Genomic DNA, 19,249 nt, shown 5'->3' on the forward strand with positions numbered 1-19,249 from the left:
ACTGGATACCTTATGAAGAAGACCCTGATTTGCTTGATGACTCTCTTCAGTCTAGCTGCGATGACAACCTCGGCTTCTGCTGGCAATCCTCTCCTGCCAGCGGTCAATGACTTCGTCTCCCAGCGTGTCACGGAGTTCGACCAGATTCCAGAGTCCCGCAAACAGGAACTGGCTGCTGTCGCTGCCTATGTCTCGAAGCAACACGAGGCTGGCAAATCTGCGAAGTTGACCTTCATTTGCACCCATAATTCTCGTCGCAGCCACCTGTCCCAGATCTGGGCGATGGTCGCGGCGTCGTATTACCAGATTGGTGACGTGGAAACTTACTCAGGCGGCACAGAAGCAACCGCCTTCAATCCCCGTGCCGTAGCAACGATCAAACGAGCCGGAATGCAGGTTAAGCAGGAAGGGAATCCAGCCAATCCCCGTTACCTCGTCTCGTATCAAACGTCAGGTGACCCGCTGACCTGCTTTTCCAAGGTCTACAACGACCCGTCAAATCCTCAAAAGGAATTCTGTGCGGTTATGACCTGCCAGAGCGCGAACGAAGCCTGCCCGATCGTCCAAGGCAGCAACTCGAGAATCGCCGTTGCTTACGAAGACCCCAAGGTCGCCGACAATACCCCCGAAGAAACCACCCGCTACGACGAACGCTCCGCCCAGATCTGCCGCGAGATGCTGTATTTGTTCTCGCTAGTGAAGAAATAGAGACTCTGACAAGGTGACTTTGCTGCCTTGAAAATCTTGAAAAGTATCTCAATAGATGCCGTCAAGGTCACATTCCACCAGGTTCTTCAGGTTTGAAGACTCCATCATTTTAACCACAAGCGGGTAAGCAACTTGAACGTTTGACTGAAAGCCTTTTTTTAGCTTCAGTCGTCTTAGTTGCGGGAGATTAGGATTAGTCATCAGTGCATGAGCACATTGATCATTAAAGTCACAACCTTCCAATTCGAGTGAACGCAGATTGGGCATATTCAGACGTTCTAAGAACTCTCCAGTATCGCGTTTGACGTTGTTGGCAAAGGGGTAACTGATCGCGAGTGATCGCAATCCCCTAAAAGCCGATGTCGTTACAAAAGCAGAAGATGCCAACGACTGAAAACGACCATTGAGGTCACTGTCGCTGCAGTTCAAACGCAACATCTTTAGATTCAAAATACAGGCCGTATCAGTGAGTTGTTTAAGGCACTCTTCGTCCAGTAGTGACTGTTCAAGCTCAAGAACTTGCACATTATCCAACAGTGATGAACCGAGAACCTTCAGAAGCTCTCGCTTTTCCAAGAGACAGCCTTTCAACGTCAGACTCAAAAGATTCGGGGCCCTCAATTCACAAAGAATGGTTGCAGTCTCTTCACCGAAATTGGTTTCAATCATAGCCAGTCGACGTAACTGCGAGAAGTTCCCGTACCTCATGGCGATCAATCCGGAACGGGGAGTTCGAGATTGAGCTAACGAATGAAGCTTAGGCATTTGCCCCAAATGCCTGACGACAACCTCTGCACACTCATCGCCAAAAGTACAGAATAACTGCCCAAGTTGTTTGAACCAGGGAGACGTCACCAGTCTTTCTGCTGCAGCTGAAGAACATTTGATGCCACCATAAGGCATATCAAGTCGATACAGACGATCAAACGGCGCAGTTGCTAATACCATGGCATCTTGATCCGTAATGATGCCTTCGTTGATGCTGAGGAATTCCAGGCAGCGAGCAGGTGGGGTTGATGCAATGGCAGTCAGGACAGGGCAGGCGAGGCTCCGACCAAAATTTCGATAGTCGTATTTGATCGATGTCAGCTCTCGCCCCGGCGGCGAACTGAGAATCTCATACATATCGTTTGCATAATGCTCTTCAAAATCTACACCACGAATCGGCGTATTCTGTACAACTCCCTGTAGTTGCTGTATCAGGACATCTGCTGGACGAGGATCATTACCAGGAATGACTGCATTGATCAGCGTAGGAAGACCTCGCTGATACTCCTGAGTTTCTCCTTGCCACCAGTTCTCATCGGCAAAGTCGTATCCGCCAAAATACATTCCATCTATTGAAAGCATACTGCCGGACCGAGGACGACCAATCTGACTGTTAGATTCGCGCAATAGTTCCAGTTGATCGACATAATCAACACTTGGAGAAACATGATCTGAGATACAACGAACTCGAACGCAGTTAGCCCAATGAACATCTCCGTTTTCTTCCAGCCAGTCAGCAAAGCTCATGACATCCGTATCACATCGACGATCCTTGGTCCCCAGCGTTCCAAAATAGCGATACTGCTGTTTCAGTTCTTCCGCGTCGACATGTGGATGTGAGCAGTGAAAACTCCATTTTATTTCCGAGGAATCAATGATTGGATTCCCCAGGATCTCGTCAATTAACCAACAGCCACGAACATGGCCCTGGCGTCGCTGACAATGAGTAAGAATGCGCGGATCACCGCACCCTGCATCCTGTAAGAGATTCCCAAGAATGCCGATTTGACTGAAGTCCTGCGTTCGATACATTGTCTCTGCCAGATCAACAACCTCGCTCGTTCTCCAATTGGAATCGAATTCCGTAGATAGAAATGGTTGCCCAAAGATTTCCCATAACAGAGCCTGCTGCTCAAAGAATCCTATCTCCAGACCCGTTGTCGCATAGCTGACATCTTTTTGGACGTCATTTAAACTAAGCCAAGTATCGTCGTTCTCTTTCAGATAATCTTCATCATCTTGAAACAGATTGATGATGGCCTGATAGGTCCAGATCTTGAAAAGATACTTTTCTCTTTGAAACCTCGATTGCCATTTTTCAATTTGCTGCTTTCTGCTTCTCAAACGCGAAAGAGTCTCTCGCTGCTCTTGACCTGCTGCTTTCGCATCTGTCATTCGTTCTGCAACATCCAAAGCACGCAACCATATCGCACTTCGTTTCAAATTCGTTATTAACCGACAGCAGGCAATTCCATAAAGTCTCATTTTTCGAGGCAATGGCCGGCTCCGCAAACGGTCAAGCTGCCTGATCATCCAAACGGCATATTTTGTATCAAGCCACTCGGTCGCATTCGTGTTCCCGCCCAGGCGATCAATCGCAAGGCGATGTGCTTCCAGTTCTGACTGGTAGAGTTTTCGATCCGTCGTTGCTTGATCACCTGATTCCATAGACTCTCTCAAAGTGAAGCTAACCAGGAATTCTTGATTGTATCATTCTTTACTTAGCAGGCACAAAAAAAGCGGTCGACAGCTTATGTCGACCGCTTTTGCGATAACCAAGAATCGCACAACTAGCTCAGCTTCCGCTCGCGAATCCAATCGGTGTGGAACATTTCGCCGCGTGGTTTGTCGAGGCGTTCGTAGGTGTGAGCACCGAAGTAATCGCGTTGAGCCTGCAGCAGGTTGGCGGGCAGGCGATCGTTGCGGTAACCGTCGTAGTAGCTCAGAGCAGCGCTGAAGCCTGGACATGGCAAGCCGAGCAGGGTCGCTGTCGAAACAACGCGACGCCAGCCGGTTTGGGCCTTGTCGATTGCGTTCTTGAAGAAGTCGTCCAGCAGCAGGTTTTCCAGGGTCGGGTTCTTATCGAAGGCAGCCTTGATATCCCCCAGGAATCGGCTGCGAATGATACAACCGCCACGCCACAGCAGGGCGATGTTGCCGTTGTTGAGCTTCCAGCCGAACTCTTTGGCGGCTGCGTCGAGTTGGACGTAACCTTGAGCGTAGCTGACGAGCTTCGAGGCGTAGAGAGCGTCCTTGACATCGTTGATGAAGGCCTGCTTATCGCCATTGAACGGAACAGAGTCTGGTCCCTTGAGAACCTTCGACGCACGCACGCGGGCGTCCTTCTGAGCCGACAGGCAGCGAGCATAGACCGCTTCGGTGATCAGGGTCGTCGGGACACCCAGGTCGAGAGCGTGCTGGCTCATCCACTTACCGGTTCCCTTTTGCTGGGCGGTATCGAGGATCTGGTCGACCAGGTAACCGCCGGATGCTGCATCTTTGACCGTGAAGATGTCGCGAGTGATCTCGATCAGGTAGCTTTCGAGCTCGGACGTGTTCCACTGCTTGAAGACCTGATACAGCTCGTCGTTGCTCAGGCCGAGGACGTGCTTGAGAATGAAGTACGACTCGCAGATCAGCTGCATGTCGCCGTACTCGATGCCGTTGTGAACCATCTTCACATAGTGACCAGCCCCATCTTCGCCGACCCACTCACAGCAGGGAATGTCGTTGTTCGGACCGACCTTAGCAGAGATCTTCTGGAAGATTTCCTTGACGAACGGCCAGGCTTCTTCGTGTCCGCCGGGCATGATCGAAGGCCCTTTGAGAGCCCCTTCTTCACCACCGGAAACGCCGGTTCCGATGAAGCGGAAGCCTTCTTCGCGGAGCTGCTTGGTACGTCGATTCGTGTCGACAAAGTCTGAGTTACCACCATCAATGATGATGTCGCCTTTAGCAAGCAGCGGCTTGAGTTGATCGATGACGGCATCGACTGGTTTCCCAGCCTTGACCATGATCATGATCCGTCGTGGGCTTTCCAGTGACTCGACGAACTCTTCCAGAGTACCGCAGCCATGAACGCGGCTATGGGTATCGGCATGAACGAAATCGGGCCCCATGCCACTGATTCGCGCGACGAAGTCGTCCGTGACGCTCGTTGTTCGGTTGTAAACCGAGACGTTGAAGCCATTATTGGCCATATTCAAAACGAGGTTCTGGCCCATGACAGCCAGACCGATGAGGCCGATGTCGTTCTTCTTGGACATTGGAATCGCAATTCCTTGAGTGAGTATGAGTGATCAAAAGCCTGGTGGCGAAACGAACTTGGAAGACGCCGACGTCACCGTGTTTGGTGTGAACCCAGTGTAGCGAAAAGAGCCTGCCGATACTAAGGTTGCACAGGATAACGCCACTGGTATGACCAGTCAAGCGACTCGGATCTGTTGTTTTCCGCTTTCAGAACGCAGGTCCAGTTGTACTACTTCTCCCGAATCGCCCACAGGTGATCGTAACTCCGCAGGTACAGGGTCCCGTTTGAAATCACGGGTGAGGACGAGATTGATTCATCGGGATCGCTTTCATCTGCCAGGGTGTTCTGGGCCAGGATCTCGAATTCTTTGCCTGCTTTGACGACCGTCACCAGCCCGTCGCGGGCAGTCAAATAAATCTTGCCATCAGCATAGACCGGCGAAGCGCGGTGGCGCTGGCGGTGGGTTCTTTGCAGGCCGTAGATTTCTTCGCCGGTTTTGACGTCCAGGCAGACCAGGTTGCCGTCTTCTTTGCAGAGATAAACCAGTCCATCCTTGATCAATGGCGACGGCACATCCGGCGTCTTGTCGTAACGCCACTGCTCTTTGAACTCGCTGCCATCGTCTGAAATCTTAACGCCGATCGTCGGCCCTTTCTTGCAGGTCGGGATGACGATATAGCCTTCATTGGCGGCCGGCGAGGAAACGAAACGCCAGAACTTGTCGTACTCTGCGGGTTGGAAATTCCCGGCTCGCCAGAATTCGTGACCATCCTTGAGGCTGTGCGCAGAGATGTAATCCGCACCGTGCATCATGATGACCGGCTCTTTCTCTGTGAACGCGAGCATCGCAGAGGCATAGCCATGCTTGGTTTCATAACCGCCATCGCTGGGGCGGTCCATTTTGAAGAGTTCCTTGCCGGTCTTTCCATCAACGGCCAACAGATACGCGACCCCTGGCTCTGCGGTCCGCATGTTGCCATGCATGATCTGCAGATAAAGCACCCCGTTATAGAGAACAGGCGAAGACGGCATGCCGAACTGAATATCGAACTCGCCATACTTTTTCTGCAGGTTGTATTTCCAGACTTCCTTTCCATCGAAGTCATAACAGCACAACGTCCCGTCACCAAAGAACGCCCAGACATGCTTGCCATCAGTCACCGGCGAGGGAGAAGCCGAGTTGCCTTCATCGCCGCGAGCCACCTGATTGCCCTGGGCGACTTCTTTGCTCCAAAGTTCTTTGCCATCGGTACTGATGCAGATCAGCAGCAGATTCTGCCCTGCCTCATCGACACTCGTCAGGAAAATGTGATCCCCCGCAACAACCGGCGTTGCCCCCGCAGGCCCTGGCAGCGGTACTTTCCAGGCGACATTCTCCGTGCGAGACCATTTCGTCGCGATCCCTGTCTCTGACGAAATTCCATTCTGACGCGGACCGCGCCAGCTCGGCCAGTCTTCCGCATGCAGGGTCGAGCAGGTTAGGAGGCTGGCGAACATGGCAAAATTGAGGCAGGACTTCATAAACAACACTCGCTCAAGGTGGGCATACAAGGCAGGATGTCTGCGAAGAAAAGGTGTACGCGAACCGCGTACGGAATTCAAACTAACCTTTGGGCTTCTTCAATGTTTCGGGCGGAATCGTCTGACGCTCGAGAATGGCGTTCATTTGCAGCGACAAAGCGTCCATCACGCCTTTCTGAGTCGGCTCGTTTGCCAGATTCGCATATTCGTCATGATCGCGGGAGTGATCGTAAAGCTCACGCTCAATACCATCTTTGGTCCGCCATTCGGTATATCGATACTGCGGCGTCCTCAGACTGAAGCCTTGCGCATTATTGCCACGATTTACCCGCGTGATCGCATAGTTTTTCGCTGACTTAGTCGGATCTCTCAAGGCAGGTACAAGGCTCGTGCCACTCAATCCCGCAGGCAGCTCATAGCCGCAACCATCGACCAGCGTTGGATACAGATCCAGCAGTTCGACAATCGAGTTCTCCGCATGCTGATCCTTTGCAAACGCCGGATGATGAATCAACAACGGCACTCGGGCCGACTTCTCAAACACCGACATCTTCTGCCACAGATGATGCTCCCCCATGTGATACCCATGATCGCTCGTCAGCACGACAATCGTCTTGTCCCACAATCCGAGTTCTTTGAGCTTATTCAGGACGATCCCGACCTGGGCATCGGCAAACGAGATCGAGGCATAATACGCCTGCAGCACGTTCAAACGATCTTCGTCCGTCAGTTCCGCTTCATACTTCTTACGATTTGCGACCGCGAACTTCGGTACACGCGAGTCATGCCCCTCGGGAACCTTCGGCAGAACGAGGTCCTCTTTCGGATACATCTCGAAATACTTCTTCGGCGAGACAAAGGGGGTATGCGGCCGATAGAACCCGCAGCCCAGAAAGAAGGGCTCGTCGCGATGCTTCTCTAACCACTCACAGGCATACGCCGCTGCGATGCCGTCCGTCTGCTCGCTGTCGTCGCCTTCAGCCGCCAGCCAGCTGAGCGTTCCCCCGTACTTGCCAGGTTCAAAAGAAAAGACCTGACTCTCGTCCGCTTTGTCGCGTCCGATCGGATTGAACTTCGACTGCCACGATTCCGGGTCATCGAGACCATCGGTCCCGATCTGTCCCGGGACCCCATAGTGATACAGCTTGCCAATTCGCGAAACGGTATAACCCTTGCCCATGAAGTACTGAGGCAACGTCACAACATCCGGCAAAACCTTGCGAAAATGCAGCTGCAGGTCATAGACGCGGGTCTCATCGGGACGTTTGCCCGTCAGCATGGATGTCCGTGAAGGGCTGCACAGCGGATACTGGCAATACGCATGGTCGAACGTCACCGACTCTTTCGCCAGCGCATCAATGTGGGGTGACTTCACGATCGGATGGCCGTAGCAGCCGAGGTCGACATTGAGGTCATCGCACATCAGAAACAGGACGTTGTACTTCGCCCCTTTCTCTTTCTCCTGCGCACAAGCACAAAGTGGCATCAGCACCAAAGCGAGCAGCATCACAGTACGCAGCATGGGCGGGGTCCTCAGGCAGGCATTCAGGCGGGAGAAAATCAGGAAGGGTGATTCGATCGAAAGGTGTTCTCTCATCGATCCACAGATCTTGATCCGTGTCAAGCCCCAGTTCAACCCTCCAAATCTCCCCTCCGAGCTTTTTTACGTTTTCGAAAAAAAGAGCTTGCTCATTTCCCCACAGTGACAATAATTCTTTTATCGGGTGCATAACGCAATGCACAGGACGTCCCGTCGGAAACCAGTCATCGGCTGGCTTGCGATGCAGAGTTCCGACTCACTCGATTTTATTTTGAAAGGAGGTGGTCACGTGGATTACGACTTTAGCCATGTTTCAGAAAGAGGTGGCGTCACTTAGAACGGTGACAGTCGGCGGGTTGTTCACCAGGACAGCCACCACGCGTTTGGATCTCCTTTTTCGCTAGATCCAACTGAAGCAGCCCGGTTCTCTATGCTAGAGAGCCGGGCTTTTTTCGTTTTCCCGTAGGGTCCGCTGTGCGGACCGTCAATACGCAATAAATTAAGCGAAGGCTGGTTCTACCTAAGCCGCGCTAGCATAAAATATCGAGGCCGTTTAACGGTCCGCACAGCGGACCCTACCACAGCCCACACTCAATCGAGACGTCCATCAAAATCGTCCATCTCTTCCATCCCGAATCTTCTGGCTAACCCAGGATCGGATGTCTCCAGCATCACCTGCTCAGAATCTTCTCCGCTTGTTAAACGCAGCCCGGCGTCCAGATACTCACTCAAATTCTCCGACTTCGACACGACCAGGAAATACCGACGCGGCATCTGGTGCATCGCATCCCACAACTCGAAATACTTCGCACGTACTGAAGTATCCAGTTGGTCACCTAAACTGCGTTCCAACGGAACCGTCCGGATTAGTTCCTGGACATCGATCAAATCCCGTTCTCGATTGGCACCCGTCAAACCAGAAGCAATTTTGAGTTCAATCAAGATTGTCAATGTAATGTAAGAAACGTCGTCGATGAATTCGCTGACATCCGCTGGATCAGGAAATGAAATTGCCTTCGGTTTACCATCACCCGGGAAGCCACCTGAAACGAGAAACTCGATTTTGACCTTCGTTTCTGTATCCCTCAGATGTCGACTCGTCGGGAAGGGCTTCAGATAACCGCGACCTTCCAGTGATTCGTGAATCCGTTTCAATGACTCACTGGTCACGAGAATATCGACGTCCTCAGTGAACCGTCGGTATCCGTGTGCAAATAAAGCCATCCCGCCAATCACAGCATACGGGACACCCAAGTCTTTCAATCGCTGTGCAATTCGATGGAGAGTGACCGGAACTGCACTTCGACCCTCAAAGAAACGACCACCTTCGTCCAAAGCATACTCCCTGTCAGCATCGAGCATTTGCTCATATGTTCTGGCCGTCGTCAGTGTTGCAGGCCGGATCATGCCTCGTTATCCCCACAAATTGAAACAATCGTTTGAGATAGTATATTCCGGCCTTGGCGGCGTTCCCACTCCTATTTCCGAATCCCACTCTTTCCATCCCTACCCCACCATGCTACCCTCACAGAAGCGGGTTTTGATTGATCGTCTGGTCATCCCGCGTGCCTGACTGGTAAGGCCAGACCAGCAGCTTCCGTCAAGAGTTTCCATCCACACTCTCGCGCATATCTAAGTCCCTCCTCTTCAATGGATATCCAATCTTTCCGTTCACTGGCCAAGGATCTTGTTCGCTACCAGCTGGCGACCAAAGAACAGATCCAGAGTTGCCTGACCGGCATCAAGAAGGGAGACAATATGGGCATCGACCTGCTCGATGCCCTCCAGAAACGCGATATCCTCACGCCCTATCAGGTCGAGCGAATCAAACAACTCGACTTTTCCGGCGTGGTCCTCGGCGGCAACAAGCTTCTCTACATGAACTCCTCCGGGAGCTTCGCCCGCGTGTACCGTGCTTCTGACCCGGATGGCAATATCATCGCGGTCAAAGTCCTCCGCAATCGCTGGGCAACCGACGAAGAAACTGTCTCGCTGTTTCGCAAAGAAGCCGAGATGGGCAAGAAGCTCAAACACCCCAACATCGTCCCGATCTACAACATCGGCCACGAAGGGGAGCATCACTTTTTCACGATGGAATTCGTCGAAGGGGGCACGCTCAAAGACTTCATCAAGATCCGTAAAAAGCTGGTGGCTTCCGAAGCCTGTAAGATCATCTTCGAACTCGCCTCAGGTCTGGAATACGCCCTCAAACAGGGCTGCACGCACCGCGATCTCAAGACCTCCAACGTCCTGATGAGCTCCAAAGGCGTCGCTCGTCTGATTGATTTCGGCCTGGCAGTCGATGAGACGAAATTCAAAAACATCGAAGACGAACGATTCCAGGTCGCTGTCGAGTACTCCACACTCGAAAAACACACCGCAGCACCAAAAAACGATCCCCGCAGCGACCTCTTCTTCCTCGGCACCATCTTTTACGAACTCCTCACCGGCAAGCCTCCGTACCCTCCGAGTCGCGAGCAGTCCGAACGCAAGCAGGCCACTCGCTACAGCAACATCCGCTCGCTGACGATCGCCTCTCCCGATCTGCCTCGACAAGTCACGTATATGGTTGATCGCCTGCTGAGCTTCAATCCCGCCAACCGCTATCAGACAGCGGGCGAACTGATTCTGGATCTGAACCGCTTCCTTGAAGCCAACCCTGTCGTCTCCCTGCATGGCTCGCCGGCAGATTCAAACCCTGACTTTCCCATCAATGGCTCTGTCGAGAAGCAGCCACACGTCATGCTGATCGAACCCCGGGAAAGCAGCGCCCAACTGATCGAGCAATACCTGACAAGCCGCAGTTTCCAGGTCACTACTTTCACGAAACTCGATGACGCGATCGCGAACATGTTTCTCGATACCCCTGACTGCCTGGTCCTTTCAGGCGAGGCGTACGAAAACAAACTGCCCGACGTCTTCAAACGAACCCGTGACGTCGCGCTCAACGGACACTCCCACCTCGTTCTGATTCTTCGCCCCAAACAAGTCGGCCTGATCCCGGAGTCCGACCTCAAGCACGAAAGAATTTCTCATCTCGTGCACCCGTTCCAGCTCCGCGAGCTGCGTAAGGAAATCAGTCGACACCTGGACGCAAAATAGGACGACCTCGACAAGATTCGAAGTCGCCCCCAAAGAGGATGCCGGATTTCGCAGCCATCATATTCTTTTCTGGCACGTCAGCTTTCCCTAACCGACTGACAAATAAACACTTAACTTTCTGCATGCAGAGCCAGTCCGTTGCAAATCCATCGGTTTTACAGCACAGAAACCGCCAAATTTCGCAGAACGCCCTTTAAACACAAATCAAATCAATCATAATACACGTGTTTAAGTCACTGTCTTATTGTAGCTTGAAGGCGAAGTTTTATGTCAAACGCTGACCAACCAATCCGCTGGGGTGTTCTGGGAGCAGCTCGCATTACCTCCAAAGTCGCGCCGGCGATGAAAGAAGCCCGCGGAAGTCAGCTCGAAGCCATCGCAGCTCGCGATATCAACCGTGCACAGGAGTGGGCCAAGACTTACGGCGCTCCCATCGTTCATGCCAGCTACGAAGCCCTCCTCGATGATCCCCATGTCGATGCCGTCTACATCCCGCTTCCTCCGCACCTTCACCACGAGTGGACGATCAAAGCCGCTGAGAAAGGCAAGCACGTTCTCTGCGAAAAGCCTCTCGCACTTTCCTCCAGCGAAGTCCAGGAAATGTGGGCTGCCTGCCGTGAACACAACGTCCAGTTCATGGATGGCGTGATGTGGCATCACCACCCGCGCACCAAAGCGATGCTCGATTACATCCACTCAGGCAAGCTCGGCGTACCACGACGCATGACCTCTGCGTTTACGTTCTGCTGGCCTCAGGTTCCAGAACTCGATAAGGAACCTCGCCTCCACCGTGACATGGGTGGCGGGTCACTCTACGACCTCGGCTGGTACACCGTCGGCGCGACCATCCTCGCGTTCAAAGGCCTGCCGGAGCGTGTCTACGCGACCGCCCGCTGGCACAACGATGTCGACATGAATCTCTCGGCCATTATGTGGTACTCCGATGACCGCATGGCCTCCTTCGACTGCGGCTTCGACACCACCTTCCGCGAATGGATGGAAGTCAGCGGCACCGAATCAACCCTCGTCTGCGACGATTTCGTCCAGCCCAATCCGCTTGTTGATTCGCACCGCTTCTGGACCCACAAAAACGAGGGTGCAGCCGAAACTCACAAATTCGAGAAGACGAACCACATCGTCCACATGATCGAAAACTTCTGCGACGACATCCGCTCCGGCAAGCTCAACACCGCTCGCCCGCAGCTGTCACTCGAAGTCCAGTACTTGTGTGATTTGATCCTCGAGTCGGCTCGCAAAGAACAGCCCCTGAAGGTCGAGCCACTGCCAAAAATGAAGCAACAGACTCTAGTCCACACATAACGAGATCAGACCACTCCTGCAGACGATAGAAGTCCCGTATCGGTGCCACGTCGATGCGGGACTTTTTTCATGATCAGTTATTCCCCACCGACTCCAGCATCTTCACGAACACCGGCTTGTACGCTTCGTACTGTCGCTTGCTGCACGTCGCGATGATCTTCACGGCGTTCGGTCCCGAGAGGACCGTCCCGCGCAGCCCGTACGTCTTCCCGACCATGCCCGACGCGGTGAACTCCGAGTAGCGTGCATCCCCCATTTTGGCTTTCGCAGGGACCATCGGCTGCTCTTCATAGCCACTGTATTCCGGCTCGACTTTCAACTTCAGGAAGCTGTGCACAGATGCAACCGGATCGAGATCACTTGGCCCCGCATCGACGGCCATCGCGCCATCAACCACGATCGGACCAGCTGGCGATGCCTGGGCAATATCACCGATCGCTTCTGCTGCATGGTCCTCACGAACCTGCATCTGAACGCCCCCCTCCCCTTCGATCTTGATCCAGGCCGGCAGCCCGCCCGTCCCGCCGCCAGACGTCACTTTGAATCCCGTCGGATAATCGATGCCCACCCAGTGCTCATGATGAAAATGCTCGAAGGTCTCTGGTGCTTTTACCTGGCCCATCTTGTCCAGGCCGGATGCAAAACTCCCCCCGAACATGAAGATCCCGACACCCATCATCAGGAACATCACAAGGCTGCCGCAGATGACACCCACCACAACCCAGCTCGGCGTCTTGTCCTCTGCCTTCTTTTTCCCCGACGGCTTCTTTCCGCGGACTCTTTCGACATGTTCCCCTGTCGTCGCGGGTTTCTTCAGCTTTGATGTCTTTGGCGTGGAAAACTTCGCTGTTTCGAACGCCTCATCATCCTCGTCGAAGAATTCGACGTCATCCTCGTCTGTAAAACTGACGGGCGCTTTCTTCCCTGTCTGCCCGGGGACTTCGATTGACCCGCCACAATTCGGACAATCAATCTTCCGGCCGATGTACTTCTCACCAGCTTTCATTTTATGATCGCAAAGACCACATTTGAATTTGATCGACATGAGAATGGCCCACCTTCACGAGAGAGGAATCCATTTAAGATACGACGAGAAATTCACGCAATCAATGATCAAGTGTGAACGATTGATGAAGGATCCCAAATGGCCAGACAGGAAAGCCCGCGAGAAGATCTCATCGCGGAAGCGACCGCGCTCATCGACCGGATCGAGTTCACGCAGCAGGATGGCGACTTGATCTTCGTCGGCTTTAAACGCAGCGGCGGCCTGTCGATTTACTTCGGCGAAGATCCGGTCTATCAGTTCGACGACCAGAGCCGACTGCGACGCGCGTTCAAGTCCGACCTGATGTACCGCTCTCAAGGCACAACTCTCACTCAACTCCAGCGTCTCCGCACCGAACAGGAAACGATCCTCCAGAGTCGCGACCTGTCGATTGAGCACTGCAAAGCATTTCTCTCTGAGATGACGACCACGCTGACGACATTCCTCTCGATGCTCCAAGCAGACAAGCTCATCGTCGGACGCCATATCAGCCAGTCAGGCGAGTCAGCCCAGGCCTTGATCAAGCGCGTCGTCACTTCAATAGAAACCGCCATCACCACCCAAGCCCTCTCCCCTGCCGTAAAATAACGCTTCGTTGCAAAATCGCCACACCCTCATTCACGCCAAACCCCAATTCGATTTTGACCTCGCCCCCAAAACCCACAACAATCGGTCATGCTGTTGTCCTGCCCTCTCATGTAGGGTCCGCTGTGCGGACCATCAATCGAGCTTCATCGCTTGAACACGAGGTGATTGCTGACAACGTCGCGAATTCACGGTCCGCATAGCGGACCCTACAGCTACAGCAGGACTCTCGCAATGACTCGATGGCTCACACTGGCAATCTTCACTCTCGGCAGTCTAACGGTCGCTGCAGGCTCAACTGACTCCAACACCAACACAACCACCCCCCAGATCACTCATCACCAAACCTACTACCACGGCGTCGCCCTCCTCCTCCAGCACCATCGCAGCCGACGTCCCATGGAGCGTTCCGAGTCCCGTCTCAAAGCCGACTTTGCGCACAAGCCCCCCGTCCAGGAACGTGCCTGGAAGCACCTCGTCATCCACCACACCGCGACCGAAACCGGTTCCGTCGAGATGATTCATAAGCTGCATCAACAACGAAAAGATGCCAGCGGCAATCCGTGGAAAGGCATCGGCTATCACTTCGTCATCGGCAACGGTCATGGCATGGACGACGGCCAGATCGAATCCACCTTCCGCTGGGAAGAGCAGATCCAGGGCGCTCATGCGGGCAACACGGAGTACAACGAACGCGGCATCGGCATCTGCCTCGTCGGCAACTTCGAAAAACAACCTCCCACCGAGAAACAGCTCGAAAGCCTCCTGAGCCTCATGGAAGCCCTCTCCAAACGCTACGCCATCCCCACCGAAAAAATCGTCGGCCATCGAGACGTCAAACCCACCGCCTGCCCCGGCAAACTCTTCCCCTGGGAGAAGATCTCAACCGCCATGACCCAGATCGCGAAGAATTAAACTCGACCCCGAAGGGGCGATAGCGGTTTCAATTATGATTCGCAGTTTGCAATAACGCAGAAAGCAAAGCCGGGAGGGCGAGGCTCCGTCCGAGCCGCTTCTTTGCGTCGCGAAACTCCAGCCTCGGACAGGACAATGATGGCCTCGACAGCTCCCATCTCCCTGCACAACATCCAATCATCATTAACCGGTGCGGCGTTGCAACGCGGGACAGCGGCTCGGACGGAGCCTCGCCCTCCCGGTGACTGCGTCTAGAATTTCTGAAGATCTTTGAGTCGCTGGCAACAATCAAACGACAACTACTCAAAATTCTGCTGTCTGATTTGTCCTCGGTGAACTCTGTGCCCTCTGTGTCAGACCTCCCACGTACTTCCCCCGACTTCCTCACAGAGCACCTGTCGTTTAAACTTGTGGAAACTGGATTTCTCCACAAGGAACGACCCCATGCGAGCTGCTCTGATTCATGAAGTCGGCGAACCCGATGTCATCAAGATCGAAGATTTCCCCAAGCCGACACCCGGCCCACGCGATGTCCTCGTGAAGACGGCTGCCGTCTCCGTCAATCCCGTTGACACCTACATCCGACGCGGCAAGTCGATCCCACCGCAATCGTTTCCTTACATTATTGGCTGCGATGTCGCGGGCACTGTTGAAGCCGTCGGCAAGGACGTCAAACGCTTCCAGGTCGGTGATCGTGTCTGGGGCACCAATCAAAGCATCGCCGGCAAGCAGGGAACCTTTGCAGAGTACGTCTGCACCGACGAACAATGGCTGTACCCGACCCCGAAGACCATGAGCGATGAACTCGCGGCGGCAGGGTCGCTCGTCGGGATCACCGCGCAACTGGGCCTGTTTCAACATGGACGATTGCAGCCCGGCGAAGTCGTCTTCGTCAACGGCGGGTCAGGTGGTGTCGGGCAGTGTGTGATCCAGTTTGCCAAAGCCCACGGAGCCAAAGTCATCACGACCGCGGGCTCGCAGGAGAAGCTCGACTTCTGCACATCCCTGGGAGCAGATGTCGTCATCAATTACAAAGATGCTGACCTCGACGCCAAGATCGAGAATGCTGCTTCAGAACTGGGCGGCTTGCACATCTGGTGGGAAACTCAGCGCGAGCCGACGTTCGATCGCACGATCAAACTGCTCTCCAAGCGCGGTCGCATCATTCTCATGGCAGGGCGCGATGCCCGACCAGAATTTCCTGTCGGGCCGTTTTATGTCAAAGAGCTTCAGCTGCTGGGCGTCATTATCTTCAACAACACGCCCGATGAGCAGCGTGTCTGCGCCGAGCGGATGAATGCCTGGTTCGAGCAAGGCAAATGGAAGCCTCTGATCGGCAAGGTCATGCCACTGGAGCAGGCAGCAGAAGCTCATCGTCTGCAGGAAGACAACACTCTCAACAAAGCGGGCAGCCTAAGCGGTAAGATTGTGCTGACCGTTTGACGTCTCGTTCTCAGTCGGTCGTTCACTGGGCCGCTCAAACGGCAGCGTCGCTGGGAAGTCCTCGACACAGACCGCTTCGGTCCGCTCGGGCATGACGACCTCCTTGATCGCGTTCAACAGCCCGGTTGTCTGCCAAAGGTAGTAATAGGCGTAAACGGTCTGCCATGTGGGGAAATCATGTGGCAGCATCCGCCAGCTACACTTGGTATGCCAGCGATAGCAGAGCGCATTGACGACTTCCCGAAGATCGATCACTCGCGGCCGTCCGAGGGCGTTCTGTTTTTTGAGGATGGCTTCCAGTCGCAGCCATTTGGCATCCGTCAGGTCGGACATGTAAGCACGTCGTGTGAGAGGTTTCATCAGCGGAGATTCCTTCATTGAAGCCAAGGCGAGAAACATATACATTACGTACAGTATTTTAGCCAAGGCTTGTCCACGCGTCCAGCACATTGTCCACAAATGTTCTGTTTTTTCGTAGATTGACTCTTGCCGTGGAACACATCGCGTCTCAGAATTAACACTTATGTTCATTTCCGTCCTTTCGGATGACTGCTCATGACGGAGTCCGATCATTTCTGGTCACGCGTCCAAGAGGCGTGTCGTCGACTCGGCGTGTCTCAAAAAACGCTGTCGCAGCGGTCTGGACTGTCGCGAACCACGCTTTACCAGCTTTCTCAGGGGAAAACCGCTCGCCCGCAGGACACGACGGTTCACCGCATCGCGACGGCCCTGGGGGTCTCTGTCGCCTCCCTGACGGGCGATCCCGAGGAACCTACTGCGACCGAGCTGAGTGAGTCCGAGCGTTTCCGTCAGTTCAACCAGCAGACCAACCCGCGTGTCGAAGTCGTGAAAGAGGCTGCTCCCGAATTGTTCGCGGAGTGGTCACAACCCGACTGGGAAGAGCTCTACAGCTGCTTTGGAGTCGGCGGAGCGCTCAGCGAAGAGGGGGTGCGGGAAGAAGCCCGCAGGATTAACGAGAAGCGAGAACTTTTAAGACGCGTCGAAGTCATTCTCGAGACGCATCTGCGATTCGCCACGATCGGCTTGATCAACTCGCTCTATGAATCCGTGACCATCAAAACAACGTGACCGGGCCATCTCGGCGCCGGTCGACATAACTCGTTATTTGTCAGAGAATTTGGATTTTCATGATCCAATGACACCGATTTCACGTTTTCAAGTGATGATGACATGTATCATCATCTGTCAAAATGGGTATGACTTGAGCTGCAATTGTGTTCTGTAAGCCAGAAAACTTAGAAATCTGAGTTGAATTTGCAGGTCTGACATGTACTAATGAAAAACGACAGAAGACCAATATGTGTCTTGGTACACGGTGCATCGAGCACCTGTGATCTCTCCATCATCACGAATTGACGACTTAGGGGACCATCGAATGAAGAACGTTCTCAAATCTGTGCTGACTTTCAGCTGCGTTGCCTGCCTGGCTGTTGTCAGCGCTGGATGCCCAGAGAAACCAGCTGCACCAACGACTCCAGAAGCTCCAGTCACAACAACAACCCCAGCCGAGCCAACTATGGACACGCCAACAGCTGCTCCAGAAACCGGTTCTGGCACAGGTTCAGGCGCTGCTGTTCCACCAGCAGGTGGCTGATCGACGATCCAGGACAACTTTGTCCTGACTGCATTCTCTGGACTCACTGTCTGGAATACCAAAACCCTGGACTTGTTCCAGGGTTTTTTCATGCGCTGATCACGCTGCCGATTATAGACCTTCGCGGTACAGCGGCTTGACTTTCTTCATATCGTTCAAGCGAACCACGACGAGTCTTTGCACCAGGCCGACATGGGAATCCGCTTCGAAGAACACGCGTCCCATACTTGGTATCGGGCTGTCCCGATCGCTACTGACGACCATCATCTCACCGACATTCAGCGACAACGTAAAACGATGGTCGGTCAATGAAATGACCTGGCGCGAGGCCTTCATTTCAAAGCCATTCTCACCTGCAACCGGACGCAGCTGATGCTGGCCGTGATGGATCTCGGGCGTGACGTGAAGCTTGATCCAGCCATCCTGAAGACGTTCGACTTTGACGTCCAGAATCGCCTGAGCCTGAATCAGCTTTTCCTTTTGATCTGGCAGGATGTGGCTGACATCGAGCTCTGGCATGATCGGGCTGGCTTGAATGGTGGTCGATTCCCCCGACATGCGGAAGACGGTATGCCCGTTGACATTTTTCTCACGACTGCTCGTCGCGAGGTCCGGCATCTCGGTCTGCAGTTCTAAGAGACGCTGCAGAGAGGGTGGCGGGTTGCATCCGACGACACCGACAAATAAGCCATCTTTGTCGATCCTGGCACGCTGGTCGACCGGGAGATTCGAGATCTGGTCAACGCTGTTCCAGAGGTCTTCTGTCCAGAGAGGATCGCTGACGAGACGTTCGACAAAGACAATATCGAGCTGAATCGATTCCGGAGCCACGCGAATCGGAGGAAGCGTATTTTTCTTATCGAACGTCGGACCGCCGGTATTGAGGTTACCGAAGAGGTTGCAGCTGGAAACCATCGCCCCTAACGCGCACACGCCGACGAACCTCAAGCGAGGTCGCAACAAGACGCGGCATTGATGAAGGCGCTGGGAAAGCGTCATGAGCACGCAATTGATGGGGAAAGATGAGGTGGGAGAGAGGCAGGAGGTGACGAATGGAGAGATGGGAAGGGATCGATACGTTACGACCGAAGGAGAAAACGGTCAACGCGATGTCCCGCAGGGGCAGCGGGGATTGTCAGATTGACAAGCAGGGGAAGGCGAATCGCGAACTGTGCGCAAGCAACTCATGGACTATTCACGGAGGGTTATGGAATCGCGAGGAATCTGGGGATCCAGACAAGTTCCGCGAATAAGATCAGTCCGGCTGCAGTGATGAGCGAAGCACCGGAAAGCAACGTGTTCGTGTTGATACGCAACCAGTAGATTCCGCAGGCGGAGAGCCAGCAATAGAGATAGAGGATCGCTCGGAGTACAACGGGGGACTGATGGAGAAAAAATCCAATCAACAGGAAGAAACCGAAGAAACAGACAAAGAGA

The 19,249-nt window shown here is 53.7% G+C and carries 16 protein-coding genes; 8 read left to right on the forward strand and 8 right to left on the reverse strand.

From position 1 onward, the window contains the following. Positions 1 to 12: 12 nt before the first annotated feature. A complete protein-coding gene (locus SH248x_RS16280; RefSeq protein ID WP_459555356.1) occupies positions 13 to 708 on the forward strand; it encodes a low molecular weight phosphatase family protein in 696 nt (231 codons plus the stop codon). 48 nt (positions 709 to 756) lie between these two features. Here the strand turns inward: SH248x_RS16280 and SH248x_RS16285 are convergent, their stop codons facing one another. The 5 genes from SH248x_RS16285 to SH248x_RS16305 all read right to left on the reverse strand — a co-directional run bounded on the left by SH248x_RS16285 (position 757) and on the right by SH248x_RS16305 (position 9,194). Next, complete coding sequence (locus SH248x_RS16285) at positions 757 to 3,144, reverse strand: hypothetical protein (protein ID WP_459555357.1); 2,388 nt, start codon at positions 3,142 to 3,144, stop codon at positions 757 to 759. Positions 3,145 to 3,266: 122 nt separating this feature from the next. Continuing rightward, the gene (gnd, locus tag SH248x_RS16290) at positions 3,267 to 4,742 is read right to left on the reverse strand and encodes an NADP(+)-dependent, decarboxylating phosphogluconate dehydrogenase (RefSeq protein WP_459555358.1); all 1,476 of its coding nucleotides are present in this window, start codon (positions 4,740 to 4,742) and stop codon (positions 3,267 to 3,269) included. A 212-nt stretch (positions 4,743 to 4,954) separates the two neighbouring features. Then, positions 4,955 to 6,247 carry an outer membrane protein assembly factor BamB family protein gene (locus tag SH248x_RS16295; RefSeq protein ID WP_459555359.1) on the reverse strand — a complete coding sequence of 431 codons (1,293 nt, stop codon included), beginning with the start codon at positions 6,245 to 6,247 and terminating at the stop codon, positions 4,955 to 4,957. Between the two features lie 82 nt (positions 6,248 to 6,329). Next, on the reverse strand, positions 6,330 to 7,769 hold the full coding sequence (locus SH248x_RS16300; protein ID WP_459555360.1) for a sulfatase: 1,440 nt from the start codon (positions 7,767 to 7,769) through the stop codon (positions 6,330 to 6,332). Positions 7,770 to 8,378: 609 nt separating this feature from the next. After that, positions 8,379 to 9,194, reverse strand: a complete 816-nt coding sequence (locus SH248x_RS16305) for a nucleotidyltransferase family protein (RefSeq protein WP_459555361.1) — start codon at positions 9,192 to 9,194, stop codon at positions 8,379 to 8,381. A gap of 243 nt (positions 9,195 to 9,437) precedes the next feature. Between SH248x_RS16305 and SH248x_RS16310 the strand changes: the two genes are divergently transcribed. Further along, positions 9,438 to 10,889, forward strand: coding sequence for a serine/threonine protein kinase (locus SH248x_RS16310; protein ID WP_459555362.1), 1,452 nt, complete (start codon positions 9,438 to 9,440; stop codon positions 10,887 to 10,889). A gap of 267 nt (positions 10,890 to 11,156) precedes the next feature. Further along, positions 11,157 to 12,209 (forward strand): Gfo/Idh/MocA family protein, encoded by a 1,053-nt coding sequence (locus SH248x_RS16315; RefSeq protein WP_459555363.1) that lies wholly within the window; start codon positions 11,157 to 11,159, stop codon positions 12,207 to 12,209. Positions 12,210 to 12,282: 73 nt separating this feature from the next. Here SH248x_RS16315 and SH248x_RS16320 read toward each other — a convergent pair whose 3' ends face one another. After that, positions 12,283 to 13,254 (reverse strand): hypothetical protein, encoded by a 972-nt coding sequence (locus tag SH248x_RS16320; RefSeq protein WP_459555364.1) that lies wholly within the window; start codon positions 13,252 to 13,254, stop codon positions 12,283 to 12,285. Positions 13,255 to 13,353: 99 nt separating this feature from the next. Between SH248x_RS16320 and SH248x_RS16325 the strand changes: the two genes are divergently transcribed. The 3 genes from SH248x_RS16325 to SH248x_RS16335 all read left to right on the forward strand — a co-directional run bounded on the left by SH248x_RS16325 (position 13,354) and on the right by SH248x_RS16335 (position 16,197). Continuing rightward, on the forward strand, positions 13,354 to 13,842 hold the full coding sequence (locus SH248x_RS16325) for a hypothetical protein (protein ID WP_459555365.1): 489 nt from the start codon (positions 13,354 to 13,356) through the stop codon (positions 13,840 to 13,842). Positions 13,843 to 14,073: 231 nt separating this feature from the next. Further along, positions 14,074 to 14,754, forward strand: coding sequence for a peptidoglycan recognition protein family protein (locus SH248x_RS16330; RefSeq protein ID WP_459555366.1), 681 nt, complete (start codon positions 14,074 to 14,076; stop codon positions 14,752 to 14,754). Positions 14,755 to 15,198: 444 nt separating this feature from the next. Continuing rightward, the gene (locus SH248x_RS16335) at positions 15,199 to 16,197 is read left to right on the forward strand and encodes an NADPH:quinone reductase (protein ID WP_459555367.1); all 999 of its coding nucleotides are present in this window, start codon (positions 15,199 to 15,201) and stop codon (positions 16,195 to 16,197) included. On the opposite strand, the gene SH248x_RS16340 is transcribed toward SH248x_RS16335, so the two are convergent. Continuing rightward, entirely contained in the window at positions 16,168 to 16,557 is a 390-nt protein-coding gene (locus tag SH248x_RS16340) for a transposase (RefSeq protein ID WP_459555368.1), read from the reverse strand. The genes SH248x_RS16335 and SH248x_RS16340 overlap by 30 nt on opposite strands. A 195-nt stretch (positions 16,558 to 16,752) precedes the next feature. On the opposite strand from SH248x_RS16340, the gene SH248x_RS16345 reads away from it, so the two are divergent. After that, a complete protein-coding gene (locus SH248x_RS16345) occupies positions 16,753 to 17,286 on the forward strand; it encodes a helix-turn-helix domain-containing protein (protein ID WP_459555369.1) in 534 nt (177 codons plus the stop codon). A 307-nt stretch (positions 17,287 to 17,593) separates the two neighbouring features. Continuing rightward, the gene (locus SH248x_RS16350) at positions 17,594 to 17,812 is read left to right on the forward strand and encodes a hypothetical protein (RefSeq protein ID WP_459555370.1); all 219 of its coding nucleotides are present in this window, start codon (positions 17,594 to 17,596) and stop codon (positions 17,810 to 17,812) included. Between the two features lie 111 nt (positions 17,813 to 17,923). On the opposite strand, the gene SH248x_RS16355 is transcribed toward SH248x_RS16350, so the two are convergent. Further along, the gene (locus tag SH248x_RS16355) at positions 17,924 to 18,811 is read right to left on the reverse strand and encodes a hypothetical protein (protein WP_459555371.1); all 888 of its coding nucleotides are present in this window, start codon (positions 18,809 to 18,811) and stop codon (positions 17,924 to 17,926) included. Between the last annotated feature and the right edge of the window lie 438 nt (positions 18,812 to 19,249).

Origin of the sequence: Lacunimicrobium album (genome assembly GCF_052161635.1) — a bacterium.
Classification (GTDB): Bacteria; Planctomycetota; Planctomycetia; order Planctomycetales; family Planctomycetaceae; genus SXPC01.